Raw genomic sequence first — 22,833 nt, forward strand, 5'->3', positions numbered from 1 at the left:
AAAAAAGGTTTCGTCAAAATTTGACGAAACCTTTTTTATCAGGATTTTTCTTCGGCACAAGAACTCCTTTCACTTTTCCGATGATTTTTTACTGGCCAGATAGTTTGAAGCAAACAACTTTCGGCTCTGTCATTTCTTGAATCGAAAATTTGATCCCTTCGCGGCCTAAACCAGAATTTTTGACCCCGCCGAATGGCATCGCGTCAATCCGGTAATCACTGCTGTCATTGACCATGATTCCGCCTACGTCCAATTTTGCGATGGCTTTATGCGCCAAATCGATATTCTTCGTAAAGATTCCTGCCTGCAATCCATAGTTCACGTTATTTGATAAGGCAATAGCCTTATCAAGATCGACTACGGGGTAAAGCAAAACGACAGGACCGAAAATTTCCTCCTTGGCAATCGTGCAATCTTCAGGAATTTCCGTTAGCACAGTCGGCGCGTAAAAAGCCCCATTCCGTTCTCCTCCCGCTAGGACAACAGCTCCTTTGTCCACGGCTTCTTCGACCAGTTGTTCAACACGCATTGCTTCTTTTTCCGTAATCAATGGTCCCATATCGGTAAGTCGGGATAGTTTATCGCCAACGATATAGCCATTTGTTCGTTCCACAAATTGTTTTTTGAATGCCTCGAAAATACTTTCCTGTACATAAATCCGCTGAACGCTCAAACAGTTTTGCCCGGCCGCCCAGAAAGCTCCCGATACGCTTGAATCCACAGCATCTTCTAAGTCGGCATCTTCCAGAACGATGACAGGCGAATTCGAACCCAGTTCCATACTGATTTTTTTCAATCCCGCTTTGCGTGAGATTTCTTCACCCGCTTCCAGTCCGCCGGTGAAAGTGATCATCCGGACTGCAGGATGCGTGACAAGTGCATCACCGATTTCGCTGCCGCGGCCGGTGATTACGGACAAGACTTTAGCTGGCAAGCCCGCTATGGAAAAGGCTTCCGCCAAGAGCAATGCACTCAGAGGCGTGACAGTTGCCGGCTTAACGATGATGGCATTTCCCGAAGCAATGGCTGGACCAATTTTATGCGCAACCAAATTGAGTGGATCGTTGAATGGTGTAATCGCTCCGATGATGCCGATTGGAAAACGGTAGAAATAGCCGATGCGGTTTTCGCTTCCGGGCGATTGATCGAAAGGAATGGTTTCGCCGTTGATCCGCCTAGCTTCTTCTGCGCTGATGCGTAAGGTTTGAATGGCACGTCCTACTTCTTTCTCGGCTTCGCGAATTGTTTTGCTGCTTTCCGTTGCAATCGTCCGCGCATATTTTTCCATATGCTGTTCGATATAATCAGCTGCGCCATTGATTACTTTTATGCGTTCATGGACAGGCATGGCAGCGGCAATTTCCGCTCCTTCTTTCGCCTCTTCCACGCAGTTCAGCATATCTTGCGATGTAGCGGCAGGAACTAAATCAATGATGCTGTTATCTTGAGGATTACGGACTTCAATAAACTGATCACTGTTCACCCACTCTCCTGCAAAAAACATCTTTTGGCCTGTAAGATGAGTCGTCAAACAATTACCCCCTTAACTCTTTATAGTTTTACCGCATGTTTTTCACGGGAAATCGTTATCAGGTCGATCAATAACGAGAAACCTGTCTCAGTTTTCCCGGCTCCGGCGCCGCTTAAGGTTACAGATCCCAGAAGGTCAGTCTCATACGTGATTGCATTGACGGCTCCGCCGACAGAGGCCAACCGATCAGTCAGTTCCACTTTTTCTGGAGCAATCGAAGCGATGACTCTGGCCCCTTCTTTACGCGCTTTCGCTAGGAGCTTCCAGCGCTTCCCTTCTATTTTCGCTTCTTCAATATCTTTTAATGTAATGCTTGAAATTCCTTTGCACGAAACTTCTTCAACAGTCAACGGTGCTTTCATCACATAGTTTGATAGAATGACAATTTTATAGCGTGCATCATAGCCTTCCACGTCACTGGTCGGATCCGCTTCCGCATAGCCCAAATTCTGCGCTTCTTTTAACGCATCCTCGTAGCTGACACCTTCCGTTTCCATTTTCGTTAAAATATAATTTGTGGTGCCGTTTAAGATTCCCCGTATTTCTGTAATTTCATTTCCGGCAAGTGTCGCGACCGGCATCCGAAGTGCCGGCGTCCCACTCATCACAGTGCCTTCGAATCCCCAGGATACTCCGTGCTGTTCTGCAATTTCCGAAAGCTCTTTATATGCCAACGCGACTGGCCCTTTGTTTGTCATCACCACATTCTTCCCGTTTTCGAAGGCTGTTTTGCAGTGATCGATTGCCGGCTGGCCCGTTTTCACATCCGTATAGGACACTTCGATGATGGTGTCTGCATTGGATTCCCGAATGGTCGTCAAACTATCCCACCCTTTGACCAGCCCTGAAGTGTTAGGATAGTCTTCCAGGTTGCCGGTTTCTTTCAGCGTTTTCAACACTACATCGATATCAAGGCCCTTGGGATGATAAATCGCGCCTTTCCTCAAATCAGCAATCGCCACGATCTGCGCTTCGAAATCTTCATCCCGCTTTAATGCTTCTTTCTTATCCCGAAGGATTTCAGCCAAGCCTTGTCCAACTACGCCAAATCCTATAAAAGCCAATTTATGGACCACGGTTTTCCACCTCTATCTTGTTGGATTCAACTGTGCCGCTCTTCTTCCAAAGAATAGCTGAAGAATTGATTCCAGACACAAAGCACAGCTGTTTTATGCAATATTCACAGAGTTTTATTTATCGGCAGATGTTTTTTCCTTTGTTAAAAAATTAAGCGCTGTCTGCGCAAGAATTGCCACACCTACCGGGAGGCAGCTTTCATCAATGTCAAAAGTCGGCGTATGCAGATCCCGGTGGACTCCATCTGTAAGGGCGCTTCCCAAAAAAAACATCGAACCTGGCAGCTTTTGTGTGACATACCCAAAATCTTCTCCACCCATGCCAAAGGGCTTTTTGATGATCCGTAGTTCCGGATAGGTTTCATGCATCGCTTTCATGAACCAGTTATTGACGGATGGATCATTGATCAACGCCGGCTCGCCTCTATGGATTTCCAAATAATATTCGCCGTCCAGATTTTCTACAATTGAGAAGGCTTTCTGTAATTCAGCTGACAAAAGATTACGGATTTCGGCGGAATAGCTGCGGATCGTCCCTTCGATTTCCACTTCCGTCGGTATGATATTGCTTGCAGTTCCAGCATGAATTTGGCCGATGCTGATTACGGCTCCTTCCAAAGCGGACACTTTGCGGGAAACAATCCCATGCAATGCCTGTAGAACCGGCCCCAGCATCCATGTCGGATCTGTTCCAAGTTCCGGATAAGCACCGTGCCCGCCAGTTCCCATGATTTTCGCCTGGAAAACATCGACATTCGCCATGCTGTAACCATCACTGATCTGCACTTCTCCGACGGGCAGCCACGGACACATATGAAGCGCAATTGCCGCCTCTACTCCATCGTATACTCCGGCCTGCACCAGGTAAGGAGATCCTGACATTCCCTCTTCGTCTATGCATTCTTCCGCTGGCTGAAAGATGAATTTAACAGTCCCTTTAATGTTATTTTTTTTGAACTGCTCAGCCAAAATTGCAGCCGCCCCCAATAGGATCGCCGAATGCGCATCATGGCCGCAAGCATGCATGATGCCAGGGTTTTGTGAACGATAATCGACGCCATTTTCTTCTTCAATGGGAAGTGCATCGATATCCGCTCTAATGGCGATTGTCGGTCCTTCTCCGGAAGTCAAAGTACCGATGATACTCGTTTCTAGTCCGATTCCCGTTTCCACTTTGATGCCCTCAATTCCCTGTAAAGTTTCTGCGATAAAGTGAGAGGTCCCAAACTCTTGAAAACTGAGTTCGGGATATTGATGAAAAGTACGCCGCCATTCTATCAATTTGCCTGCTATGGAATTGGCTTGGTCCACAATAAGATGATGTCCCGGCATTTACTTTGCACCTCGAATCCTAAAATTTAAACTTTCAAAGCGGTTTCAACATGCTTAAAGGCTTGTTCAAAATCAGCAATGATGTCTTCGATATTCTCGATGCCGCAAGACACGCGGATCAGGCCTTCTGGAATCCCCATTGCTGCGCGTTCTTCCGGTGTACATTCAACATGGCTTGTCGTACGTGCAGGCCCAACTGTCGTTTCCACTGCCCCCAGGTTCGCTGCACGATGAGCATATTGCAATTTTGGAAGAAGGTCCCGTACCGTATCAACGCCGCCTTTCACCGCGAAGCTGAGCATGCCGCCAAAATCTTTCATTTGTTTTTTGGCGATATCATGATTAGGATGCGTTTCGAGTCCAGGGTAGAAGACATCTTCAACCAATTCTTTTGTTTGCAGGTATTTGGCAAGCTCCATCGCATTTTTGCATTGTTCACGTACACGGAGATGCAGTGTTTTCATGCCGCGCAAAGTCAAGTATGCCGCCATCGGATCCATTGTCGCGCCGTTGATTTCACGGTAATGATAAACTTGTTCGACAAGTTCATGAGAACCGACTAATACTCCGCCCAACGCATCTGCATGTCCGCCGAGAAATTTTGTTGCGCTGTGTATGACCAAATCCACGCCAAGCTCCAGAGGATTTTGGTTGATCGGCGTTCCGAATGTATTGTCGATGATCACCAAAGCCCCAACTTCATGCCCCGCTTTTGCCATCCGTTCAATATCCGTGATTTTAACTGTTGGATTCGTCGGAGTTTCCAAATAAAGGATTTTACAACCTTTTGAAACTTCCGCTTCGATTGACTCATGATTGCCGGTTTCGGCCAAAGCGACTTCAATATTTTGGCGTGGAAGAAATTCCGTGAAGATTTTATTGGTGCCGCCGTACGTGTCTTTTACTGAAACAATACGGTCACCAGGCAACAGGAATGTCGCTAAAGTATTGCTGATTGCAGCCATCCCGGTGGAAAAGCTGGTTGCCGCTTCAGCGCCTTCCAGAATCTTCACCTTATCTTCAAATGCCTGTACTGTCGGATTCGTGTTGCGCCCGTAAATGTGGCCTTTTTTCTTGCCGATTGCCACGTCGTACCATTCGTCCATATCGTCATACGTATAAGCCACACTCAACACTACGGGTACCTGGGTTGCCCCGTGAACCAAATATTCTTTTTCCCCTGCCCATACCGCTTTTGTCCCTGCATGAATATCTTTTTGTGTCATATGACCACTCCTTTTAGTTTTTCTGAAACTCATGATTATTGTCGATTTCCACCCCTATGTGCTGCTTCTGCAACTCATGGTAAGCAAATAGGGCGATGGCCGTATCCTGAACGCCGGTACCGGTTAAATCGCATACCGTAATCTGGTCATCATTGTCGCGGCCCTTCAACTCTTTAGAAGCTAATTGGCCAAGTTCTATAACCCGTGAATCCTCCTTGAATACCCCGCTGTCCAAAGCATGGTGCAATTCTCCAAGTTTGGCGCATTGCGCTTTGGCATCACAGACAATTTTATCCGCAGCTGCCAGGACCCCCGCCTCCAGTTCCTGCTTATGTTCAGCGTCTGACCCCATTGCTGTGATATGAAGCCCGGCATGCAGCCATTGCGTTTTTACTATAGGCTCAGTTGCCGGCGTCGTTGTTACCACCAGGTCGCTGTTTCTGACCACTTGTTCGGCACTTTCTGCTGCTTGGACATCTATGCCAAGAACTTTGCGCATTTCTTCTGCGTATTGGCGGGTCCGCTCGGCAGATCTCGCATATACAAGAACCTTTTTGAAATCCCTGACCAATGCCAATGCTTTCAGCTGGAATCTTGCCTGGCTTCCTGCTCCGATCACTCCGACAGTTCGGATGTCTTTACGGGCCAGGTAGTCAGCGGCAATCGCCCCAGCTGCTGCAGTCCGGACTTCGGTCAAATAGCCATTATCAAGGAACAGTGCTTGCGGAATACCGGTTTGTGTACTCAGCAGCATCATGAATCCACTGCCGCTGGGCAAACCGATTTTGGGATTATCAAAAAAGCCGGAAGATACTTTGATGGCAAACATTTCTTTGCCTTTCACATGAGCGGTCTTGACATCCACTTCCCCGTTGCGATCCGGAAAGTCTACCCGCATAATGGGCGGCATCTCCACTTGCCCCTGCGCCAGTTTGTTGAAGCCATCTTCAATCACCATCCGCGCCTGCTGATTTAAGGTGATATACTGCTTCAGTTCTTGCTCAGTATAAATCAACAATTTTTCAGCACCTCCTTGAGTGAAGTTCACTATATAATCAGGGTTTTTCCTTTGACGTGCAGCCCTCTCGGCAGCGTGCCAAAGATTTCGCAGCCCTGTTCCGTCACCCGAAACGATTCGCTTGCTTCAAACCCGGATTTGTCGAACCACATTCCTGGAATTAGATGAAAGGTCATGTTCGGCTCCAGGATTGTCCGATCGCCTTTGCGGATGCTTGCTGTGTGTTCACCCCAATCCGGAGGATAATTCAAGCCCATCGGGTAACCGATCCGGGACTCTTTTTCATAGCCATACCTAGCAATTGACTTTGTCCATGCAATACAAATTTCTTCCAGGGCAATCCCCGGTTTAATCATTGCAAGACATTCCTCAATCCCTTCTACTGTCGCTTGTGCAAGTTTTTTCAGTTCATCGCTCGGAGTCCCAAGATGAATTGTCCGCGCCAATGGCGAATGGTAGCGTTTATAACAACCCGCCAATTCTAAAATGACAGATTCATTGCTCTTATAACGGGCATCTGTCCAGGTTAAATGAGGTGTCGATGTTTTTTCGCCTGATGGCATCAGGGGCATGATGGCTGGATAATCCCCACCGAACTCCTCTGTGCCCGTCACTTGTGCATGCAGGATCTGTGCAGCAACATCGCATTCACGTACACCTTCATTTACCATTTCAATAGCTGCATTCATTGCTTTTTCAGTGAGTAAAGCAGCCCGTTTCATATAGTTGATTTCTTGATCTGATTTCACGATCCGAATCCAATTCACTAACAAAGTCGCGTCTTGAAAACGCGCATTCGGCAATCCTCTTCTCAATTGTTCGTAACATTTTGCAGTGAAATAATAGTTTTCCATTTCAACACCGACACTGCGGCTGTCTTGTCCGATTTGCCTTAAAATATCGGCTACGAAATCCATTGGATGCTTCGTATCCGACTGAACGTACGTATCTGGATAAGGAATGATGTTGTCATGGTACAGCCATGTAGTAATTTTTGCCCCATTTGCATCCATTGTCCGCCCTACCCAGATCGGCTGGTCTTCGTCATCAATGACGATTAGCATCTGATGTACATAAAATGACCACCCATCGTAACCAGAGAGGTAATTCATATTTGCCGGATCAGTGAGGAGCAGCACTTCTATCCCTTTCGATGCCATTCGCTCTTTCGTCTTCCGAATTCTTTCTCGATACTCTGCAGTTCCAAATGACATGGAAAATCCCCTTCCTTAATGACTTTTTTGAATTTTCGGAATAAACCTTCCGTAATTTCAGTATAAAACTTTCTCTCCAAACTATCATCCGCAATACTGTATGAAGATTTGGAGTTATTGTAGTCATATTTTCTAATCGTTCCGCATTGGAAGAAAATAAAAACCGCCACCCGAACTCTGTGGTGAAAGTCCGGATAGCGGTTTATTCATTTGTTTCTTCTGCAACGCCAATTTCCCAAGTCTTCAGGCTTAAATCCAGCAAGAATAAGTCATCAGGATCAATAAGAGAAAGCCCTGTCAGCGATTCGATTTTTCTGAGGCGGTATAGCAAAGACTGACGATGCAAACTTAAATCCCTTGCGGCTTGGCTGACATTTCCATGATTCTGGTTATAGCATTTCCATGTTCCAATCAAATCCATATTCCGTTGTTTGTCATATTCCACAAGCGGTTCAATGGTGGACATGATCACATCTTTCATTTCTCCATTTTGCGCGAGTGTTAAAAGAACACGGTCTATACGGGTGTCACTGTACAGCATGTATTGGCCTTTGCCTTTTTTCCGGCGTCCAATATCCAATGCAATAACAGCATGACGGTAACTTTCAGACAGCCCTTGGAACCCTTCGCTGTAATCTCCGATTCCCCAAGAAATCATGACTTCAGGCAATAGGTTCTTTAAACGGCGATTTGCCAAATCTAAAAAATTGACGACGTGTTCATCATTTGTTTCAGCTGGCTTTTCGAGGTAAATCAGTAATTGGTGCCCTTGGTAGGTCATCATCACTTCTCTTTTCAATGACTGGGCAGCAAAATAGATTTCTTCTTCTATATAACGCACCATGCTTTCTGTCCATTGAACATAGGAAGTATGATCCTTTTCGTGCTTTTCAAATAGCTCTTTGAAATTTTCAGGAAATCCGACTAAGCAAATATAGGGGAGATCCAGGTTGTACCCCAGCAGTTTGGACCTTGAAAATGCTTGTTTAACAGAAATAACTTCCCCAGTGGCCACTTCCTGGACGAAATCACTGCGCAAGTTTATTTTCGTTTCTTCAATGGCATTTTTACGGGAAAGCCACAACGATATAGTGGTCGCAGAATGTTCAAGCACCGTTATCCGATAATGCGTCAAATAAGAAACCACCAGAGTTTCCGTTGGCAATACGACAAAGATATAGCCTTGTGGATCTTCAGAAACTTGCAGGACTGGAATTTGCAATATCACTCTGCTGTCCAGAACTGCCGTCCGGAATTTCCGCAGCATAGGATCGTTATTCATCAAATCCGCTCTGCTGTGAATCGGAAAATCCCCCTGCATCACAGCATCCTTCCACCTGTTGATAAAATCTTGTGCAACTCCGCTTTTAGCTTGGATAAAACCGTTTCGGTCCGTGATTAGAAGCGGGCAATCAATCTGCCGTTGAATATATTTTGCAATATACTCTAAATCCGTATCACCTAAAATCAGTTTCAATAATTCCTGTTGCACTTTTTCTGATCTTTCACGATCTTTATGCTGTACATCATTGATGTTCTTCATCACTTCTTCGATAATATTGGAAAATCTCACTTCCCAAGGAAGTTCAATGATGACAAAGTTCTGTTGCTCTGCCAATTCAATAACTTCTTTTGGAATATCAAAAACGTGGCGGCCGACAGCGATCATCAATGCTGAAGCATTTGAATCGATGATGTCTTGAACAAAACTTTTAAAATCCTCTACATTGCTATGGCAGCCGATTGCAGTCGTCAGGACAACTTCGTTCTGGCGGACAAAGTTTTCGACGGGCATCTCCATTACAGAGATCCACTGGACAATACAATCAGCCACAGAATCTTTTGCTGTTAAAATGCGGGCATTTTCTAAAATCTCATAGTTTAATATACTCTCTACAGTTAATTGCATGGTATCCCCCCATCGCGCTCCAACAGATTCCTATTTAAAAAGCTCTATTCCAATCGTTAGCTCTAATTATAGCATTGCAGTTGGGGAGATATTAATCTGAATTAACAGTTTTCTAATTGTTCACGAATAAAGCTTTCCCGTCAAAGCCGTAAACTTGCAGGCAAAAAAGAATTTATTGATTAGAAGGATGCTTAGGCAAATTATGGACTCCGCAGCACATCTTTCCCTCCAGACGAACGTATTGTCCTGTGCACAATAATCAATGAGAAGCATATGTTTTGATCAAATCGGGCAAAATCGAAATATCCACATTTCGCCCTGAGACAATCACCACAAGAGCTCGATCTTGGTGTGGTATTTGATTGCCTAATACGGCTGCGATTCCTGTAGCTGCCGCGCCTTCTACGATCATCCCTTGCTTATCCATCATATAAGCCATCGCATAAGCGATTTCATCTTCTGGAATTAATAGCAGCTGATCTGTAAACTTTTTAACCATGCCGAAAGTATAGTGATTATCGAGACCAATTCCGCCCAGCAAACTATCTGCCAGCGTTTCACTTTCTTCCATTTCCAATAGTTTCCCTGCTTTTATGCTTTCATACATGACAGCGGATTTTTCCATTGAAATTCCAGTAATGCGGATTTCTGGATTATTGGTTTTTAAAGCTAGCCCAATACCCGAAAGCAGCCCTCCCCCCGATAAGGGTATCAGTACATCTCCTAAATTCGGCAAATCCTCTAAAAGTTCCAAGCCAATGGTTCCCTGCCCAGCAATAACTTGAGGGTCATCAAATGGCTCGATCACCGTATAGCCTCTTTCCTTCTGCAGTTCATAACACCGCACACCAGCTGCATCCTGGCTCTCCCCAACTATTTCTATCCGGGCACCCAATCTCGCCAATCGATCCACTTTCGCTTTTGGGACACGATTTGAAATGCAGACCACTGCCTCAATTCCTAATTTTTGTGCAATAAATGCAACTGCCATGCCATGGTTTCCTGTCGAATATGTCGTGATTCCCTGCCTTTTTTCTTTTTCAGTTAAGCTTAAGATTTTATTGGCCGCGCCTCTGATTTTAAAAGCACCAATTTCGTGTGTATTCTCCAGCTTCAAGTAAACCGGCCGACCCAATCTTTCAGACAAGTCTACAGATTCGATTAAGGGTGTTTTCTTTACATGAAGAGCAATTCGTTGCCGCGCTTCCCACACTTCTATTACTTCCATTCTTCTGCTCAAGTCCAAAGCCCCTTTCTCTGCACAAATGCTTTAGGTAAATCTTAGCCTGTTGCTTCAAATATATCTATTGCTCAACTTGGCTGATTTATCAGCAGAAGTTTCATACAATTTAGCAAGGGGCTCAGCAGGTTTTCTTGTCCACGGCAAACAAGCCGCAAAAATCTTGCGGCTCAGCTCTTGGCTTTCCAGCCATTATTGGTGGAAAGGATTTTTCCATTCCATCAGCAATGCGTAATTCTCAGACTCTTCGTCTTCCACGTAATCGGCGACTACAGATACCGGTGTTCTGCCACAGCGCAGCAAAAAAGAAATGACCGGGTCTTTTATTTTTCCAGCTAGTACCTGTTCTGCATACTGTTCTGCTGACAGCGTATCTGAAAATTTATGATAGCCTGGCATCCTTCCGCCTCCCAGCAGACGCTCCAATCCATCCTGCACCACACGCTCATACATAGATTGCATCAAGAGCTGGCCGAGTTTCAAAGATCGGAATTTCGGCCGGACGCAAATATCAACGACATACAATGTTGCACCGTCGGATTTGTGATTTCGGATCCAGCCATCGTCTGTTGCCTCCTGCCATGTATGCGCAGGATGGGCAGGATCAAAGTCGGTCAGCAATGCTGTCATCGACCCGGCCAACTCTCCTTCGACCTCAATGCACAGCGCACCCTGCGGATACAAGTCCACATGGTTCGCCAATTGGTCTTCATTCCACCAAAGTTCTGAAGGAAACGGCGGCGGAAAACTTTCCTGTTGAATGGCGATCAGTTCCGGAAAATCAGACTTGTTGTAGTTGCGGATTTCCACTTTTACAGGCCGATCGCCGTCAAAAACATATTGGGTCTTCTTGTACATATGCTTTCCCTCCTTCCTCCTTATCATACTTTACTCCGGACAATGAAAAAAGCTGCTCAATTTTGAGCAGCTTCAGACTGTAAACATTGTCTACCCGAAATGAATAGCGGTGCATAACCCCTAAGCGGTCCGGCCACTTGGGCGCTAGTCCGAGTGGATTTCGGCGCGAGCCCGTGGAAAGCGTCTGCCTGCAGTGCAGGATCCGGTATAAACATGATGAAATGCGTATTCATTCTATAAATTACATTTTTTTAGATAATTAAATTGGAGGCAATACATTTGGTCCACTGAGGGCAACGACAGCCAATAATGCTGCATATGCAACAGACTGGATGAAGAATCTCTTTTTCATCATTTCAACTCACCTCCATTTTCTTCATCGTAAGTTTGATAGAAATAAGCTTTTTCCCATTGCTGTTGGTTCCGGTAATGCGCTGCGAGTTCAGCGGCAACATTCTTTGTTTCCTTTATATAACCATTCTTTCTGAAAAATGGAAACATTATTTCTTCACAATAGGTCATAAGGTCTGGTTGGGAAAAATTTCTTTTTTCAAAGTAATTGGCATAAATATGAAAGTATTTGTCTTTAGGTGAGCCGCTTATCGCTTTCAGCTCCTCAATCTGCACAGATGAATCTTGCCCGCCTTCAACCATAGATTCCAACAGACTGGTCAGAACCGCTTTATAGAAATAAGTACCAGGTTCCACTTTTTTCTTTAGCTCCTGGAGAATTTCCAAAGCTTCGCCATGCGCATTTTTTAGCCTCAGCAACTCTGTGTAATTATAAAGCGTTTGATTGTGCAATACTGATTGCTTCGTCAGATGGGTGTTGCGGATCAGCACTTCGTAAAGGCTTTCGGCCTGGACCAGCAAATTTCTGCGGGTGTAATTGATCGCCAAAAGTACCTGGGCATGGAGCAGCCGGATGTAATTATGGTGCAGCTGAAAAGAGCGGACTGCCAGTTCGGCAAAATGTGCCGACAGTTCATGGCGGTCAGCCAAAACCAGCATGCGGGCCTTCTGATAATAGAACTCCCCTTCGAATTTTTGGGGGATGCTTTGGATGCCCATATCCAAACTGTTAAGAAATTCAAGAGACTTTGCGTTGTCGCCCATCATGGACCAGTACAAGGATTGAAAAAATTGATGGACCCAATGCTCCGGAGCCAAAAAAGACGCTTTCATACGTTCCAGCATTTTTTTCTGCCCTTCTGCTTTGATGAGATCAGCATCGTAAATATAAAAGCGGAATTTATAGAGTTCGTATTGATTGACCAAATCTGTCGATTGGATATAATCATTTTCCGTTTCCAACTGCTTGTATATTTCACGCATCGTTTCAAGATCATAATGAAGGGAACAATCGATAAACTTCCCAATGATTTTCTCCAAACGCTTGTGCTTTTCGACTTCTTTGTTCAATAGAACGCCCATTTTCAGCAACAAGGCTTTAATGGTCGATTCATGGGGACTGTATGCATTGGACTCGATTTTGCTTAAATGGGAAATCGAGCAGATGCCTTCAGCCAGCTGCAGCTGGGTCAGTTTGTTTTTCGTCCGGTAATACTTGATGATTGAACCAGCATTCATATTTTCACCCTTTTTTTACAGAATAAATAAAATATACCATAAAAAGAAACTTCAATCAGCGGCAGGCTCTCTTCCATTTGTTAAAGCTGAATAAGGGAGCTTGAAGTGCTATTGAATCAGGATAAAAAAACAACCCGGGCAGCTATGCCCGGGTTGCCTCTTTCGCTGCGTGCCTTGTTTAGTTATTGGACTCGTGAAAAGCCGAATCCTGATGCGTAGTCATCGCCATAGCCAGCACCTGATCCCGATAGGATGTCATATGCTTTTGCACGGCTTTGAAGATTAGCCCTTACTTGGACGTTGGTCGCACTCGGATTCGTTGCCCAGACTTTTGCTGCAAGTCCTGCTGCATGCGGCGAAGCCATCGAAGTTCCACTGATTGTTGCATATCCGCCCGTATACCACGCTGAGTAGATTGCTGCACCTGGCGCAGATAGTTCAACATCATACTTCCCGATTACGTAATCACCGTCTGTAGAGCTATAGCCGCGTGAAGAGAAATCGGCCACGCGGTATGTGCCGTTCTGTATGACATTTTCAAGTGCGGCCACTGCTACAGCATTTTGCAATGCTCCAGGAAACCCGATCGATCCCTGATTAGGGCCTGAGTTTCCAGCTGCCGCAATGACCAAAACGCCTTTGTTGTATGCATAATTGACTGCGTTTGTGATCAAGCTGCTTTCAGCGGAAGATCCCAAGGACATATTGATGACCACTTTCGTTTTTAATGCAGCGGCTTGATCTGCAACGTGGCGGATGGCTGCTGCAATATCATCAGAAGAACCGGAGCCATTGTCCCCCAATACTTTATATGCCCATAGGTCAGCTTCTGGCGCAACTCCGTACAATCCTCCGTCGCCATTTGCCAGTGCAGATCCCGCTACATGTGTTCCATGTCCCTGCCGATCTGTACAGGTACCATTCGTGATGCTTGCACCGAGTGTAAAGTCTTTACACTGTTCAATATTATTCGCTAAATCCGCATGGTTTACGTTGACTCCAGTATCGAGTACAGCGATGTTAATGCCGGCTCCTCCTGAAGATTGAGCAAGATTGGCGTTATTGTAGATAGCCTTGATTCCCCATGGTGTTGACTGAGAAGCCGCCATTGTCGAGTATTTAGCCAACGGTTCGGAAGACGTTTCTTCAATACTGAATTCTGGAACTTTTTCAACAGTTATATTTTTGTTTTTCTGAAGAGCTTCGAATTGTTTCTCATTCATATTGGTGGTGAATCCTTCGTTTTCAAAATCCCAATGGACCCCGTATTGGTTTTTAGCGTTTTTCAGCTCTTTTTGGTTTGCCGTATCAATCAATACACGGAACTTCTCATTGCCGTTTGCTTTTTCAACGGAATTCCCGTTTGCGCTGACGCCCATTGCTGGTACTAGCAAAGCAGCTGCCAGCATGGCGGTCGTAATGAATTTTGCCGATTTCTTCATCGTTCAATCCCCTTTTCCACTATGGTTTATGACAGCGTGGATTCAGTTGCGGCTTCCCGCACTTTCACACCTTGCCGATTTTCGGCCCTGCCACACTTCTAAAGTTAGCAGAAGTTTCAGTTTTCCGTAATTGGGAAATTTTTTCGTTAAACTATGTATTTAAGCCTGAACAGGTCAAATTACTCATTCAAATATACCTACAATAAGATTTTTCTTTCTACCAAAAAAAAGCTGTAAAGCCATGTTAACCTCATGGCTTTACAGCTTTTTCATTCCAATAATCATCAGTAAATTTCTTTTTTCATAAAATAAATACAAGCTTCATATGGCTGCAGGACACCTTTGACACGCTTTTCATAATTGGTCAAAAGAAGCTCAGCATCGTAAGGCGTGTTCCACGTGCAGGTGCTGTCAGTTAAATTTGAAGCAATGAGCATTTTTGTATAGCGGTCTTCCCGGACGTACGCGTACACATCAGGGCAGCCGGAATCAGTTAAATTAGTAGTTCCATAGACCAGCACTTCCCAATTTTGGCGAAGATGGATCATTTTCTTATAATAAGCCCAAATGGATTTCGGATCATCTTTTTGCGCCTCTACATTCAACCATTTATAATTCGGATTTACTGCAAGCCAAGGTTCGGTTTTGGAGAATCCTGCATAGTCCTCGCTGTTCCATTGCATCGGCGTGCGGGCATGGTCACGGCTGATTTTCTTAATGATTTTCATCAAGTCCTCATGAGATGCACCTTCCCTGCGATTGTACCGATACATATTTTTAGTTTCGATGTCATTATACATGTCGATATCGTCAAACGGAGCATTGGTCATGCCGATTTCCTGCCCTTGGTAAATAAAAGGGGTGCCTTGCATGAAAAAATACATGCAAGCCAAGGCCGTCGCGCTTTCAAACCAATAATCCCGATCATTCCCCCAAATGGAAACCGTTCTCGGACGGTCATGATTTTCCAAGTATAACGAATTCCACGCGATGCCATGCGCCGCTTTTTGCCAGCGGTCCAGGACTTCTCTTAGATCCTCGACAGCCAATCCGGCATCAAAACTGCTGCTTGCTGCTTCATGGGCTTCCCGGTGGAAAATCATATTGAATTTCCCTTCATGCTCACTGATCCATTGTCCCATATCTTGTGATTTGACACTGTTTGCTTCACCGACAGTGACGATATCGTAATTTGAAAAAGTCTTGTCCCGCAGTTCTGCCAGCATCTCCTGCAGCCCTTCCACCTCGGTGAATTTTTCCCAGGCAGGAAGATAAGGCAAGTTTTTGGGGTTAGGCATATCGGTGTAATCTTTCTTCAAATGATTGATGGCATCCACCCGGAAACCATCAACACCTTTATCCAGCCACCAGCGGATCATTTCATAAACGGCTTCACGCATATCTTTGTTTTCCCAATTTAAATCCACTTGATTTTTTGTGAAGATATGCAAATAATATTGGTTTGTCTTCGGATCAAAAGTCCATGCGGGACCCCCGAAAATACATTCCCAATTGGTTTGCTGGTCACGCCAAACATACCAGTCGCGTTTTGGATTTTCTTTGGAGGAGCGTGATTCCAAAAACCACGGATGCTGGTCGCTTGTGTGATTGATGACCAGATCGATGATGAGCCTCATGCCTCTTTTATGCACTTCTTCAAGAAGATGGTCAAAATCCTCCATCGTGCCCATTTCCTTCATAATTTCCTGATAGTCGCTGACGTCATACCCATTATCCACATTCGGAGATTTATACATCGGGCAAAGCCAGATAATGTTGATACCCAAGTCGTTCAAGTAGTCCAGCTTTTCTGTCACGCCATTCAAATCGCCGATGCCATCATTATTTGTATCATTAAAACTTCTCGGGTAAATTTGATAGACGACTGCCTCTTTCCACCATGTTTTCTTCAAAGCACTCTCCCTCTTCCTAGCATTGGAAATAAGTAGTGTAGAATCATGCTGCCGACCGAATTCCATCTGCCTCCATTAAATAGCTGAAACTTTTTTCTCCAAGCTTTCCGGCCACTTCCACCCGCTGATATCAGCAGCCTCTGACACGTGATGCGGCTTACTGGCGCCGACGATTGCTGAAGTGACTGCCGGCTGATTGAGAGTCCATGCCAATGCAAACTGTGATAGGTTAAAGCCCTGGTCACCAAGTAATTCCTTATAAGCAGAAACTCTTTCAAAGTTAGCATCTGTAAAATAGGGCTGGATGAGTTCTTCTCCTTTTGCTGCACGGCTATCTTTGGGCATATCGCCTTTTTCCCTGTATTTTCCGGACAGCATGCCGCGAGCCATCGGGCTGTATACCAATAAACCCATTTTTTCGGCTTCACAATAGGGCGTTATTTCGCTTTCCAATTCACGGGCCAGTAAATTATATTGCGACTGGCTCGACACAAAATGCTCGAATCCATGTAAATCGCTGATTCCTCGCGCTTTTGCCATCTGCCAGGCCGCATAATTCGAACAGCCGATATAGCGGACTTTCCCCTGTCTCACTAAGTCAGTGAGAGCGGATAAGCTTTCTTCCAATGGCGTATTGTTGTCAAAACGGTGGACCTGGTAAAGGTCAATCCAATCGGTCTGCAGCCGCCGAAGAGATTCTTCTGCCTGCTGCATGATGTGGTGTTTCGATAAGCCCTGCTGGTTTGGCCCTTGGCCCATCGGCAACCCGACTTTTGTCGCCAAGACTGCATTGTTCCGCTTTCCTTTCAGGTACCGCCCAACAATTTCTTCACATTCCCCTGTCCCGTATTTGAAACTTTCGTCCTGTCCTTTGCCATAAAAATTGGCAGTATCAATGACATTGATCCCTCTGTCCAGCGCAATGTCCATTATGTCGAATGAAGCCTGCTCATCAATCCAGCGGCCGAAAGCCATCGTCCCCAAGCTTACGTTTGAAACCGTTAACCCTGTTCCTCCTAAGTTCCTGTATTCCATCCAATCCCCCCTATTGATCACTGCCCGAATTCCATTACTCTTTTATTCAATATTCCCATGGGAATTCCTGCAATTAAGCTCAAATTTTTATTAGGAAATCAATAATAAAAAGCCATCTGTAAATGTTCCTTACAGATGGCTTTTTCCATTTGCTATTCCGTTTTATAGTCTTCAAAGACCGTTGCTGCAAATCCGGCAACATAATCACTGCCGCCATTGTCTTCAATTGATTCGATCATCATTGCCAGGATGAAATCGGGACTTTCAGAATCATAGGCGACGAAAAAGCCGTTTTCCTGTCCTTCTTCTCCAATGGCTCCTTTCAATTCAGCGGTACCGGTTTTCCCGGCAATTTTCACAGATGAGCTATTGGCTGACTGTGCATAGCCATCGACCACGACATTGCGCATGCCACTGCGGAGCGTTTCTGCATTTTCTGCACTCAGCAATCCTTCTTTCCAAACCTGGCTTTTTTCCTCATCCATGAACAGCAGTGGCTTGTACATGATGCCATCTGTCAGGAACGGCTCATACATGGAGGCCAAGTGAAGGATATTCGTCAGCATTTGCCCCTGTCCGAATGAAGTATCAGCCAGCTGGCCTTCAGATCCGAGCGTTCCTTCGTTGGAAATCTGTGATGTCTGCAGCTCTAAAGCAAAAGGAATCTCTTCCCCGAAGCCAAAACTCTGCAAACCGGAAACAAATGCTTTATTGCCCATTTCCAGCGCTTGGCGGGCAAAGTAGATATTGTCCGAGTACACCAACGCTTTATTCAAATCAATCGGATTGGGCGCTTCCGGATGCAGGCGTGATACCCGGTAATCTCCCCAGGAACCATCTTTTTGCCAGGTGGCCCCGTCTATCTGCAGGCCTGCCGCTGGATCAAGCGCTCCTGCTTCCATACCGATGGCCGCTGTGACCGGCTTGATGGTCGAACCCGGTGCATAAGCTGCGCCAAAACGATTGAATAGCGGATTCAAGGGATCTTCACTCAATTCCTTAAAGCGGCTTTCACTGATGCCTAGCATATATTCGTTCGGGTCATAAGCCGGTGAGCTGACCAATACAAGGGTTTCACCGGTTTCCGGATCAACTGCGGCACTCGTTCCCGCTTCGCCTTCCATTGCTTCAAAAGTCGATTTCTGCAGTTTTGCATCAATTGTCAGGATGACGGTTTCTCCGTTTTCAGGCGGCGTTTCCGCAACTGTCAGCTCTTCCCCGTTTTCCCCTTGCTTCTTAATGAGAATCTTCATCCCGTTTTTGCCGCGCAGACGTTCTTCAAGCGTCTGCTCAAGCCCTCTTCTGCCGATTGAGTCCGTTGATGTATAGCCCTGGCCTTTTAATTCTTCCAATTTTTCAGCCGTAATGGGACCAATATAACCACTTAAATGGCCCAGTGCTTCTCCATATGGATATTCGCGCATGGCCGTCTCTTGAGAAGTTACACCTTGAATCGCTTTTACTTTCTCCAATAATTCCACATCATTTTTCGCTGCTTTAGAAATCGGTACAAACTGATCTTCCTGAACCCAGCTTTGGCTCAATTTTTCATCGATGGATGCCACCGAAATCCCAAGTATTTCTGCCAGATCCTTTTTAGCTGCATCTTCTGTAAAGCTCTCAGGAACCACACCGATATCATAGCCGGTGCCGTTGATGGCAATCGGCTGCTCGTTGCGGTCCAGGATTTCACCACGTTCTGCATTTGTTGGCGAGACGCGGACTTCGTCACCTGTTTCCATTTCCTCGAATATGAAGGAAGGGTCCCATTCAACAAACCAATCTTCCGTGTCTTGCTGCGTTTCAAACAGCAAAGTCATCGTCTTTTCAAACTCGACCGGTCCAGCTAATGTGTCCATCTTCACCTGTACAGGAAAATCTGCTGGATTTTCGGTATCCCATTCGGCATCCTCTTCCGGTTGAGTGTAAGTGACTTCGACATTTTCAATCGCCAGGTCCTCATAGAGTTTTTGCTGGCGCTCGACAAAATCCTCTGAGGCGTAGGCTTCTTTTGTGCCAGTAGTTAAATAAGCGCTGTACATCTCTGAAAATTCTCCTTCGTTCCAGTGTTCTATGTATGCCTTCAGCCGATCTTCAGGTGTAGCCTGTTGCTGACAGCCTGCCAGAAAGACTAGGCACGCCAATGCCAGGATGCTCGATAATTTTTTGGCCATATCATAACCCCCAATTGTTTTCTTTATTTTACCAATAAATACTGGCAAGGTGAAAGAATAACAGCTCCAACGCAAAGATGAATCACTGAATACTTTTCCCTTTTTTCTTTTAGGAAGCTTTTGGACAGTTCCAGAAGAAAAGCTGAAGTGGTGAGCAGGATTTTAACTAAAGAGTTGTTGGAGCACTTTATTTACTGCTTAAGTCATGCGCAATTGGCCGTTTTTCTATGGTAAACTGGTAAACAAAAGACAGGAGGATGAATATGGTTAAAATTACATTTTCAGAATCAATTGGTTCTGTACTAACGCTCGAAAAAAGAGCACAATTAAAGCAAATTCATGAAGACCTTTACAATAAAACAGGAAGAGGCTCGGATTTTCTCGGATGGTTGGATTGGCCAAGCACGATCGACGAAGAGTTTTTGAAGAAAGTTGAAAAAACGGCTGCACAAATCCGTGATACAGCGGATGTCTTGGTTGTCATCGGCATTGGTGGATCCTACCTGGGTGCCAAAGCTGTATTAACGGCATTGGATCCTTATTTCAGCAAAGAATCCGGGCTTGAAGTGGTCTTTGCGGGCCATCAGGTCAGCGGCGAATACTTGAAGCAACTTCTTGCCCATCTGGACGGCAAACGCGTCATGGTCAATGTCATTTCCAAATCAGGCAAAACGACAGAGCCTGCCATCGCTTTCCGTTTCCTGAAAGATTATATGGAGAAGCGTTACGGACAGGAAGCGGCAGAGCGGATCATCGTAACAACCGATGCCGAAAAAGGTGCATTGCTGACACTGGCTGAAGAAAATGGCTATGAGCGTTTTGTCGTACCTGCAGACGTAGGCGGACGCTACTCCGTTTTCACCGCTGTTGGACTGGTGCCGATTGCGGCGGCTGGCTATTCCATCCGCGATTTGATTGCGGGGGCTGCGAATGCAGAAGAACTATACAACAACACCGATGCGGATGAAAACCCTGCGCTGCAATACGCAGCAATCCGCCACCTGCTTTATGTGGAGGGCTATACGACAGAAGTGATGGCAACGTTCGAACCGAAGCTTTCATTTGTACAGGAATGGTGGAAACAATTATTCGGCGAAAGCGAAGGCAAGGAAGGCAAAGGGATTTTCCCGGCGTCGGTTTCCTTTACTACTGATTTGCATTCGATGGGACAGTATATCCAGGACGGCAAACGCAATTTGTTTGAAACCTTCCTGCTGGTCCAGGAAGCAAACGAAGACTTGACGATTTTTGAAGCTGAAAACGATGACGATGAATTGAACTACATGGCAGGGCTTTCCCTGCAGGAATTCAACCATGTGGCATATAAAGGAACGTCAAGTGCCCATTTGGATGGCGGCGTACCTCAGCTCAGCCTGACGATTCCTAAAATTGATGAATACCACCTCGGCCACCTGCTGTATTTCTATATGCTGGCATGTGCTTACAGTGCCTATATGCTGGACATCAATCCGTTCGATCAGCCAGGAGTCGAAGATTATAAAAACAATGTCTTCAAATTATTGAACAAACCTGGATTTTAAACCATAGAAAAAAGCTGGCCTTTTACAGGCCAGCTTTTTTCTATGGAATCTTTTCAATCAATCTTCTTCCAGAACCAGAAGAGCCGCTCCAAGGATGCCCGCATCATTTTCAAATTGCGCAACTTCAACGGCTAACGGATTCAGCAATTGCGGCTCCAGCTGCTTCAGGAACAAATCCCACCAAAGCTCCGCCGATTCCGAAACGCCTCCCCCGATGATCATCATTTCCATATCGAAAGCCGCCTGCAGATTGCTGACTATAAAGGCCAAATCAGCTGTAAAACCTTCGACCACCTGCATACAGGCTCGATCCACCGCTGCTTTTTCAAACAATTCTTGAGGTGTTATATCTAAGCCGGCTTCTTTGATGCGCCGTCTGATGGCTGTGCCGGAAACATATTGTTCCCCGCATCCCCTCCGGCCGCATGGACAAAGGACGCCGCCTGGGTACAGAAGCATATGGCCAAGTTCTCCAGCTCCTCCGTGCGGGCCGCCGCTCAACAGCTTGCCGTCCCAAAGAACTCCTCCGCCAAGGCCTGTTCCGAGCGTCAAACAAACGACACGGTCGAGCCCTTTAGCCGCTCCAAATTTCGATTCAGCCAACGCAACGCAGTTTGCGTCATTTTCCAGTTCAACACGTTTGCCGGTCGCTTTTTCCAGCTGCTGCTTAACAGCCGTGCCTGACCATCCTGGAAGAATTTCGGTTGCGTAAATTACACGCCCCTCCTTCGGATCGACAAAGCCATGGGTTCCAACGCCAATTGCCTCTACTTCGGGATACAAGGCCAGTAGGCGCAGTACTTGTTGTTCTAAATAAACATATAGAGGAAATGCTGTAGGCACCTGTTCTTCATAAAAAATCTTGCCATTCGAATCGATGATGCCCATGCGAATTTTCGTTCCGCCGATATCTATCCCTAAAACCTTTTTCATGAGAACCTCCTAATTGCTGACTGAATTATTTCTATCATACAGGAATCGTCCAAAGCTCAACAGCTTTTTATAAAAGCTTGCATAACTTTCCAAATAGCAACTACCCATCGTCCCACCTTTTGTGTTAACTAAAATAAAAAATAAGTTGACTAAAATAAATTAGCTGATTATACTCAACTTACATTGAAAAATCAGGAGGAAACGCAATGACAACGACCACCACCAGATCGACCAATCACTCCCGCACGCTGCAACTGGTACATATCGCCATGTTCTCTGCCTTGATGGCGATTGGCGCTAACATTTCTTCATTTTTGATTATCGGCGGTGTACCGATTACGCTTCAAACTTTCTTCGCGATTTTAGCGGGAATTCTGCTTGGCAGCCGTATGGGTGCAGTTTCCATGATTGTTTACGCATTTATCGGCCTGGCTGGGGTCCCTGTCTTCGCAGGATTTTCCGGAGGCATGGATACAATCATCAGCCCAACATTCGGATTTATTGTTTCTTTTATTTTCATCGCTTATTCCACCGGGCTGGTTGTAGAGAAATGGCCTTCGAAAAAAGGGTTTGTCGCTGCAGCTCTTATCGGGACAGCCGTCAATTACTTGATCGGCACCAATTGGATGTATGCTGCCTATAAACTGTGGTTCGCAGCACCTGAAGGCTTTACGTACCAAATGGCTTGGGCATGGATGGCTGTGCCGCTTCCGAAAGATTTGATCCTGGCGGTTCTCGCCGGTTTGTTCGGCTACCGTTTACGGCCGATCATCCAAAAATATCTATAAAAAAACCGGATGC

17 protein-coding genes are annotated in these 22,833 nt (G+C 45.7%); 2 read left to right on the forward strand and 15 right to left on the reverse strand.

What is annotated here, in order from left to right:
• Window positions 1–88 precede the first annotated feature (88 nt).
• The 14 genes from AC1MEO_RS08260 to AC1MEO_RS08325 all read right to left on the reverse strand — a co-directional run bounded on the left by AC1MEO_RS08260 (window position 89) and on the right by AC1MEO_RS08325 (window position 19,558).
• Window positions 89–1,531 (reverse strand): aldehyde dehydrogenase family protein, encoded by a 1,443-nt coding sequence (locus AC1MEO_RS08260; RefSeq protein WP_480335521.1) that lies wholly within the window; start codon window positions 1,529–1,531, stop codon window positions 89–91.
• 20 nt (window positions 1,532–1,551) lie between these two features.
• A complete protein-coding gene (locus tag AC1MEO_RS08265; protein ID WP_480335523.1) occupies window positions 1,552–2,607 on the reverse strand; it encodes a homoserine dehydrogenase in 1,056 nt (351 codons plus the stop codon).
• 114 nt (window positions 2,608–2,721) lie between these two features.
• Window positions 2,722–3,939, reverse strand: coding sequence for a M20 metallopeptidase family protein (locus tag AC1MEO_RS08270; RefSeq protein WP_480335525.1), 1,218 nt, complete (start codon window positions 3,937–3,939; stop codon window positions 2,722–2,724).
• A 26-nt stretch (window positions 3,940–3,965) separates the two neighbouring features.
• Window positions 3,966–5,165, reverse strand: coding sequence for a cystathionine gamma-synthase family protein (locus AC1MEO_RS08275; protein ID WP_480335526.1), 1,200 nt, complete (start codon window positions 5,163–5,165; stop codon window positions 3,966–3,968).
• A 13-nt stretch (window positions 5,166–5,178) separates the two neighbouring features.
• Window positions 5,179–6,183: a cyclodeaminase gene (locus tag AC1MEO_RS08280; RefSeq protein ID WP_480335528.1), complete on the reverse strand. Its 1,005-nt coding sequence runs from the start codon at window positions 6,181–6,183 to the stop codon at window positions 5,179–5,181.
• 29 nt (window positions 6,184–6,212) lie between these two features.
• On the reverse strand, window positions 6,213–7,397 hold the full coding sequence (locus AC1MEO_RS08285; RefSeq protein ID WP_480335529.1) for a M24 family metallopeptidase: 1,185 nt from the start codon (window positions 7,395–7,397) through the stop codon (window positions 6,213–6,215).
• Window positions 7,398–7,599: 202 nt separating this feature from the next.
• Window positions 7,600–9,306: a PucR family transcriptional regulator gene (locus AC1MEO_RS08290; RefSeq protein ID WP_480335530.1), complete on the reverse strand. Its 1,707-nt coding sequence runs from the start codon at window positions 9,304–9,306 to the stop codon at window positions 7,600–7,602.
• A gap of 259 nt (window positions 9,307–9,565) precedes the next feature.
• A complete protein-coding gene (eutB, locus tag AC1MEO_RS08295; RefSeq protein ID WP_480335531.1) occupies window positions 9,566–10,546 on the reverse strand; it encodes a hydroxyectoine utilization dehydratase EutB in 981 nt (326 codons plus the stop codon).
• Between the two features lie 192 nt (window positions 10,547–10,738).
• Window positions 10,739–11,404 carry a GNAT family N-acetyltransferase gene (locus tag AC1MEO_RS08300; protein ID WP_480335533.1) on the reverse strand — a complete coding sequence of 222 codons (666 nt, stop codon included), beginning with the start codon at window positions 11,402–11,404 and terminating at the stop codon, window positions 10,739–10,741.
• A gap of 351 nt (window positions 11,405–11,755) precedes the next feature.
• The gene (locus AC1MEO_RS08305; RefSeq protein WP_480335534.1) at window positions 11,756–12,994 is read right to left on the reverse strand and encodes a helix-turn-helix domain-containing protein; all 1,239 of its coding nucleotides are present in this window, start codon (window positions 12,992–12,994) and stop codon (window positions 11,756–11,758) included.
• A 182-nt stretch (window positions 12,995–13,176) separates the two neighbouring features.
• The gene (locus AC1MEO_RS08310) at window positions 13,177–14,436 is read right to left on the reverse strand and encodes a S8 family peptidase (protein WP_480335536.1); all 1,260 of its coding nucleotides are present in this window, start codon (window positions 14,434–14,436) and stop codon (window positions 13,177–13,179) included.
• 284 nt (window positions 14,437–14,720) lie between these two features.
• A complete protein-coding gene (locus tag AC1MEO_RS08315; RefSeq protein ID WP_480335537.1) occupies window positions 14,721–16,349 on the reverse strand; it encodes an alpha-glucosidase in 1,629 nt (542 codons plus the stop codon).
• 75 nt (window positions 16,350–16,424) lie between these two features.
• Window positions 16,425–17,384 (reverse strand): aldo/keto reductase, encoded by a 960-nt coding sequence (locus AC1MEO_RS08320; RefSeq protein WP_480335539.1) that lies wholly within the window; start codon window positions 17,382–17,384, stop codon window positions 16,425–16,427.
• 152 nt (window positions 17,385–17,536) lie between these two features.
• On the reverse strand, window positions 17,537–19,558 hold the full coding sequence (locus AC1MEO_RS08325; RefSeq protein WP_480335541.1) for a penicillin-binding transpeptidase domain-containing protein: 2,022 nt from the start codon (window positions 19,556–19,558) through the stop codon (window positions 17,537–17,539).
• A 257-nt stretch (window positions 19,559–19,815) separates the two neighbouring features.
• Between AC1MEO_RS08325 and AC1MEO_RS08330 the strand changes: the two genes are divergently transcribed.
• Window positions 19,816–21,099 carry a glucose-6-phosphate isomerase gene (locus AC1MEO_RS08330; RefSeq protein ID WP_480335542.1) on the forward strand — a complete coding sequence of 428 codons (1,284 nt, stop codon included), beginning with the start codon at window positions 19,816–19,818 and terminating at the stop codon, window positions 21,097–21,099.
• 57 nt (window positions 21,100–21,156) lie between these two features.
• On the opposite strand, the gene AC1MEO_RS08335 is transcribed toward AC1MEO_RS08330, so the two are convergent.
• Window positions 21,157–22,032 (reverse strand): ROK family protein, encoded by an 876-nt coding sequence (locus AC1MEO_RS08335; RefSeq protein WP_480335543.1) that lies wholly within the window; start codon window positions 22,030–22,032, stop codon window positions 21,157–21,159.
• A 206-nt stretch (window positions 22,033–22,238) separates the two neighbouring features.
• Between AC1MEO_RS08335 and AC1MEO_RS08340 the strand changes: the two genes are divergently transcribed.
• Window positions 22,239–22,820: a biotin transporter BioY gene (locus tag AC1MEO_RS08340; protein ID WP_480335544.1), complete on the forward strand. Its 582-nt coding sequence runs from the start codon at window positions 22,239–22,241 to the stop codon at window positions 22,818–22,820.
• Window positions 22,821–22,833 lie beyond the last annotated feature (13 nt).

The sequence above is a fragment of the Planococcus sp. BI3 genome (genome assembly GCF_056680115.1).

Coding starts and splice junctions, on each gene's coding strand:
- AC1MEO_RS08270 (WP_480335525.1), bottom strand. CDS start 3,939: ATGCCGGGACATCATCTTATTGTGGACCAAGCCAATTCCATAGCAGGC.
- AC1MEO_RS08275 (WP_480335526.1), bottom strand. CDS start 5,165: ATGACACAAAAAGATATTCATGCAGGGACAAAAGCGGTATGGGCAGGG.
- AC1MEO_RS08285 (WP_480335529.1), bottom strand. CDS start 7,397: ATGTCATTTGGAACTGCAGAGTATCGAGAAAGAATTCGGAAGACGAAA.
- AC1MEO_RS08290 (WP_480335530.1), bottom strand. CDS start 9,306: ATGCAATTAACTGTAGAGAGTATATTAAACTATGAGATTTTAGAAAAT.
- AC1MEO_RS08300 (WP_480335533.1), bottom strand. CDS start 11,404: ATGTACAAGAAGACCCAATATGTTTTTGACGGCGATCGGCCTGTAAAA.
- AC1MEO_RS08305 (WP_480335534.1), bottom strand. CDS start 12,994: ATGAATGCTGGTTCAATCATCAAGTATTACCGGACGAAAAACAAACTG.
- AC1MEO_RS08310 (WP_480335536.1), bottom strand. CDS start 14,436: ATGAAGAAATCGGCAAAATTCATTACGACCGCCATGCTGGCAGCTGCT.
- AC1MEO_RS08320 (WP_480335539.1), bottom strand. CDS start 17,384: ATGGAATACAGGAACTTAGGAGGAACAGGGTTAACGGTTTCAAACGTA.
- AC1MEO_RS08325 (WP_480335541.1), bottom strand. CDS start 19,558: ATGGCCAAAAAATTATCGAGCATCCTGGCATTGGCGTGCCTAGTCTTT.
- AC1MEO_RS08330 (WP_480335542.1), top strand. CDS start 19,816: ATGAATATGGTTAAAATTACATTTTCAGAATCAATTGGTTCTGTACTA.
- AC1MEO_RS08335 (WP_480335543.1), bottom strand. CDS start 22,032: ATGAAAAAGGTTTTAGGGATAGATATCGGCGGAACGAAAATTCGCATG.
- AC1MEO_RS08340 (WP_480335544.1), top strand. CDS start 22,239: ATGACAACGACCACCACCAGATCGACCAATCACTCCCGCACGCTGCAA.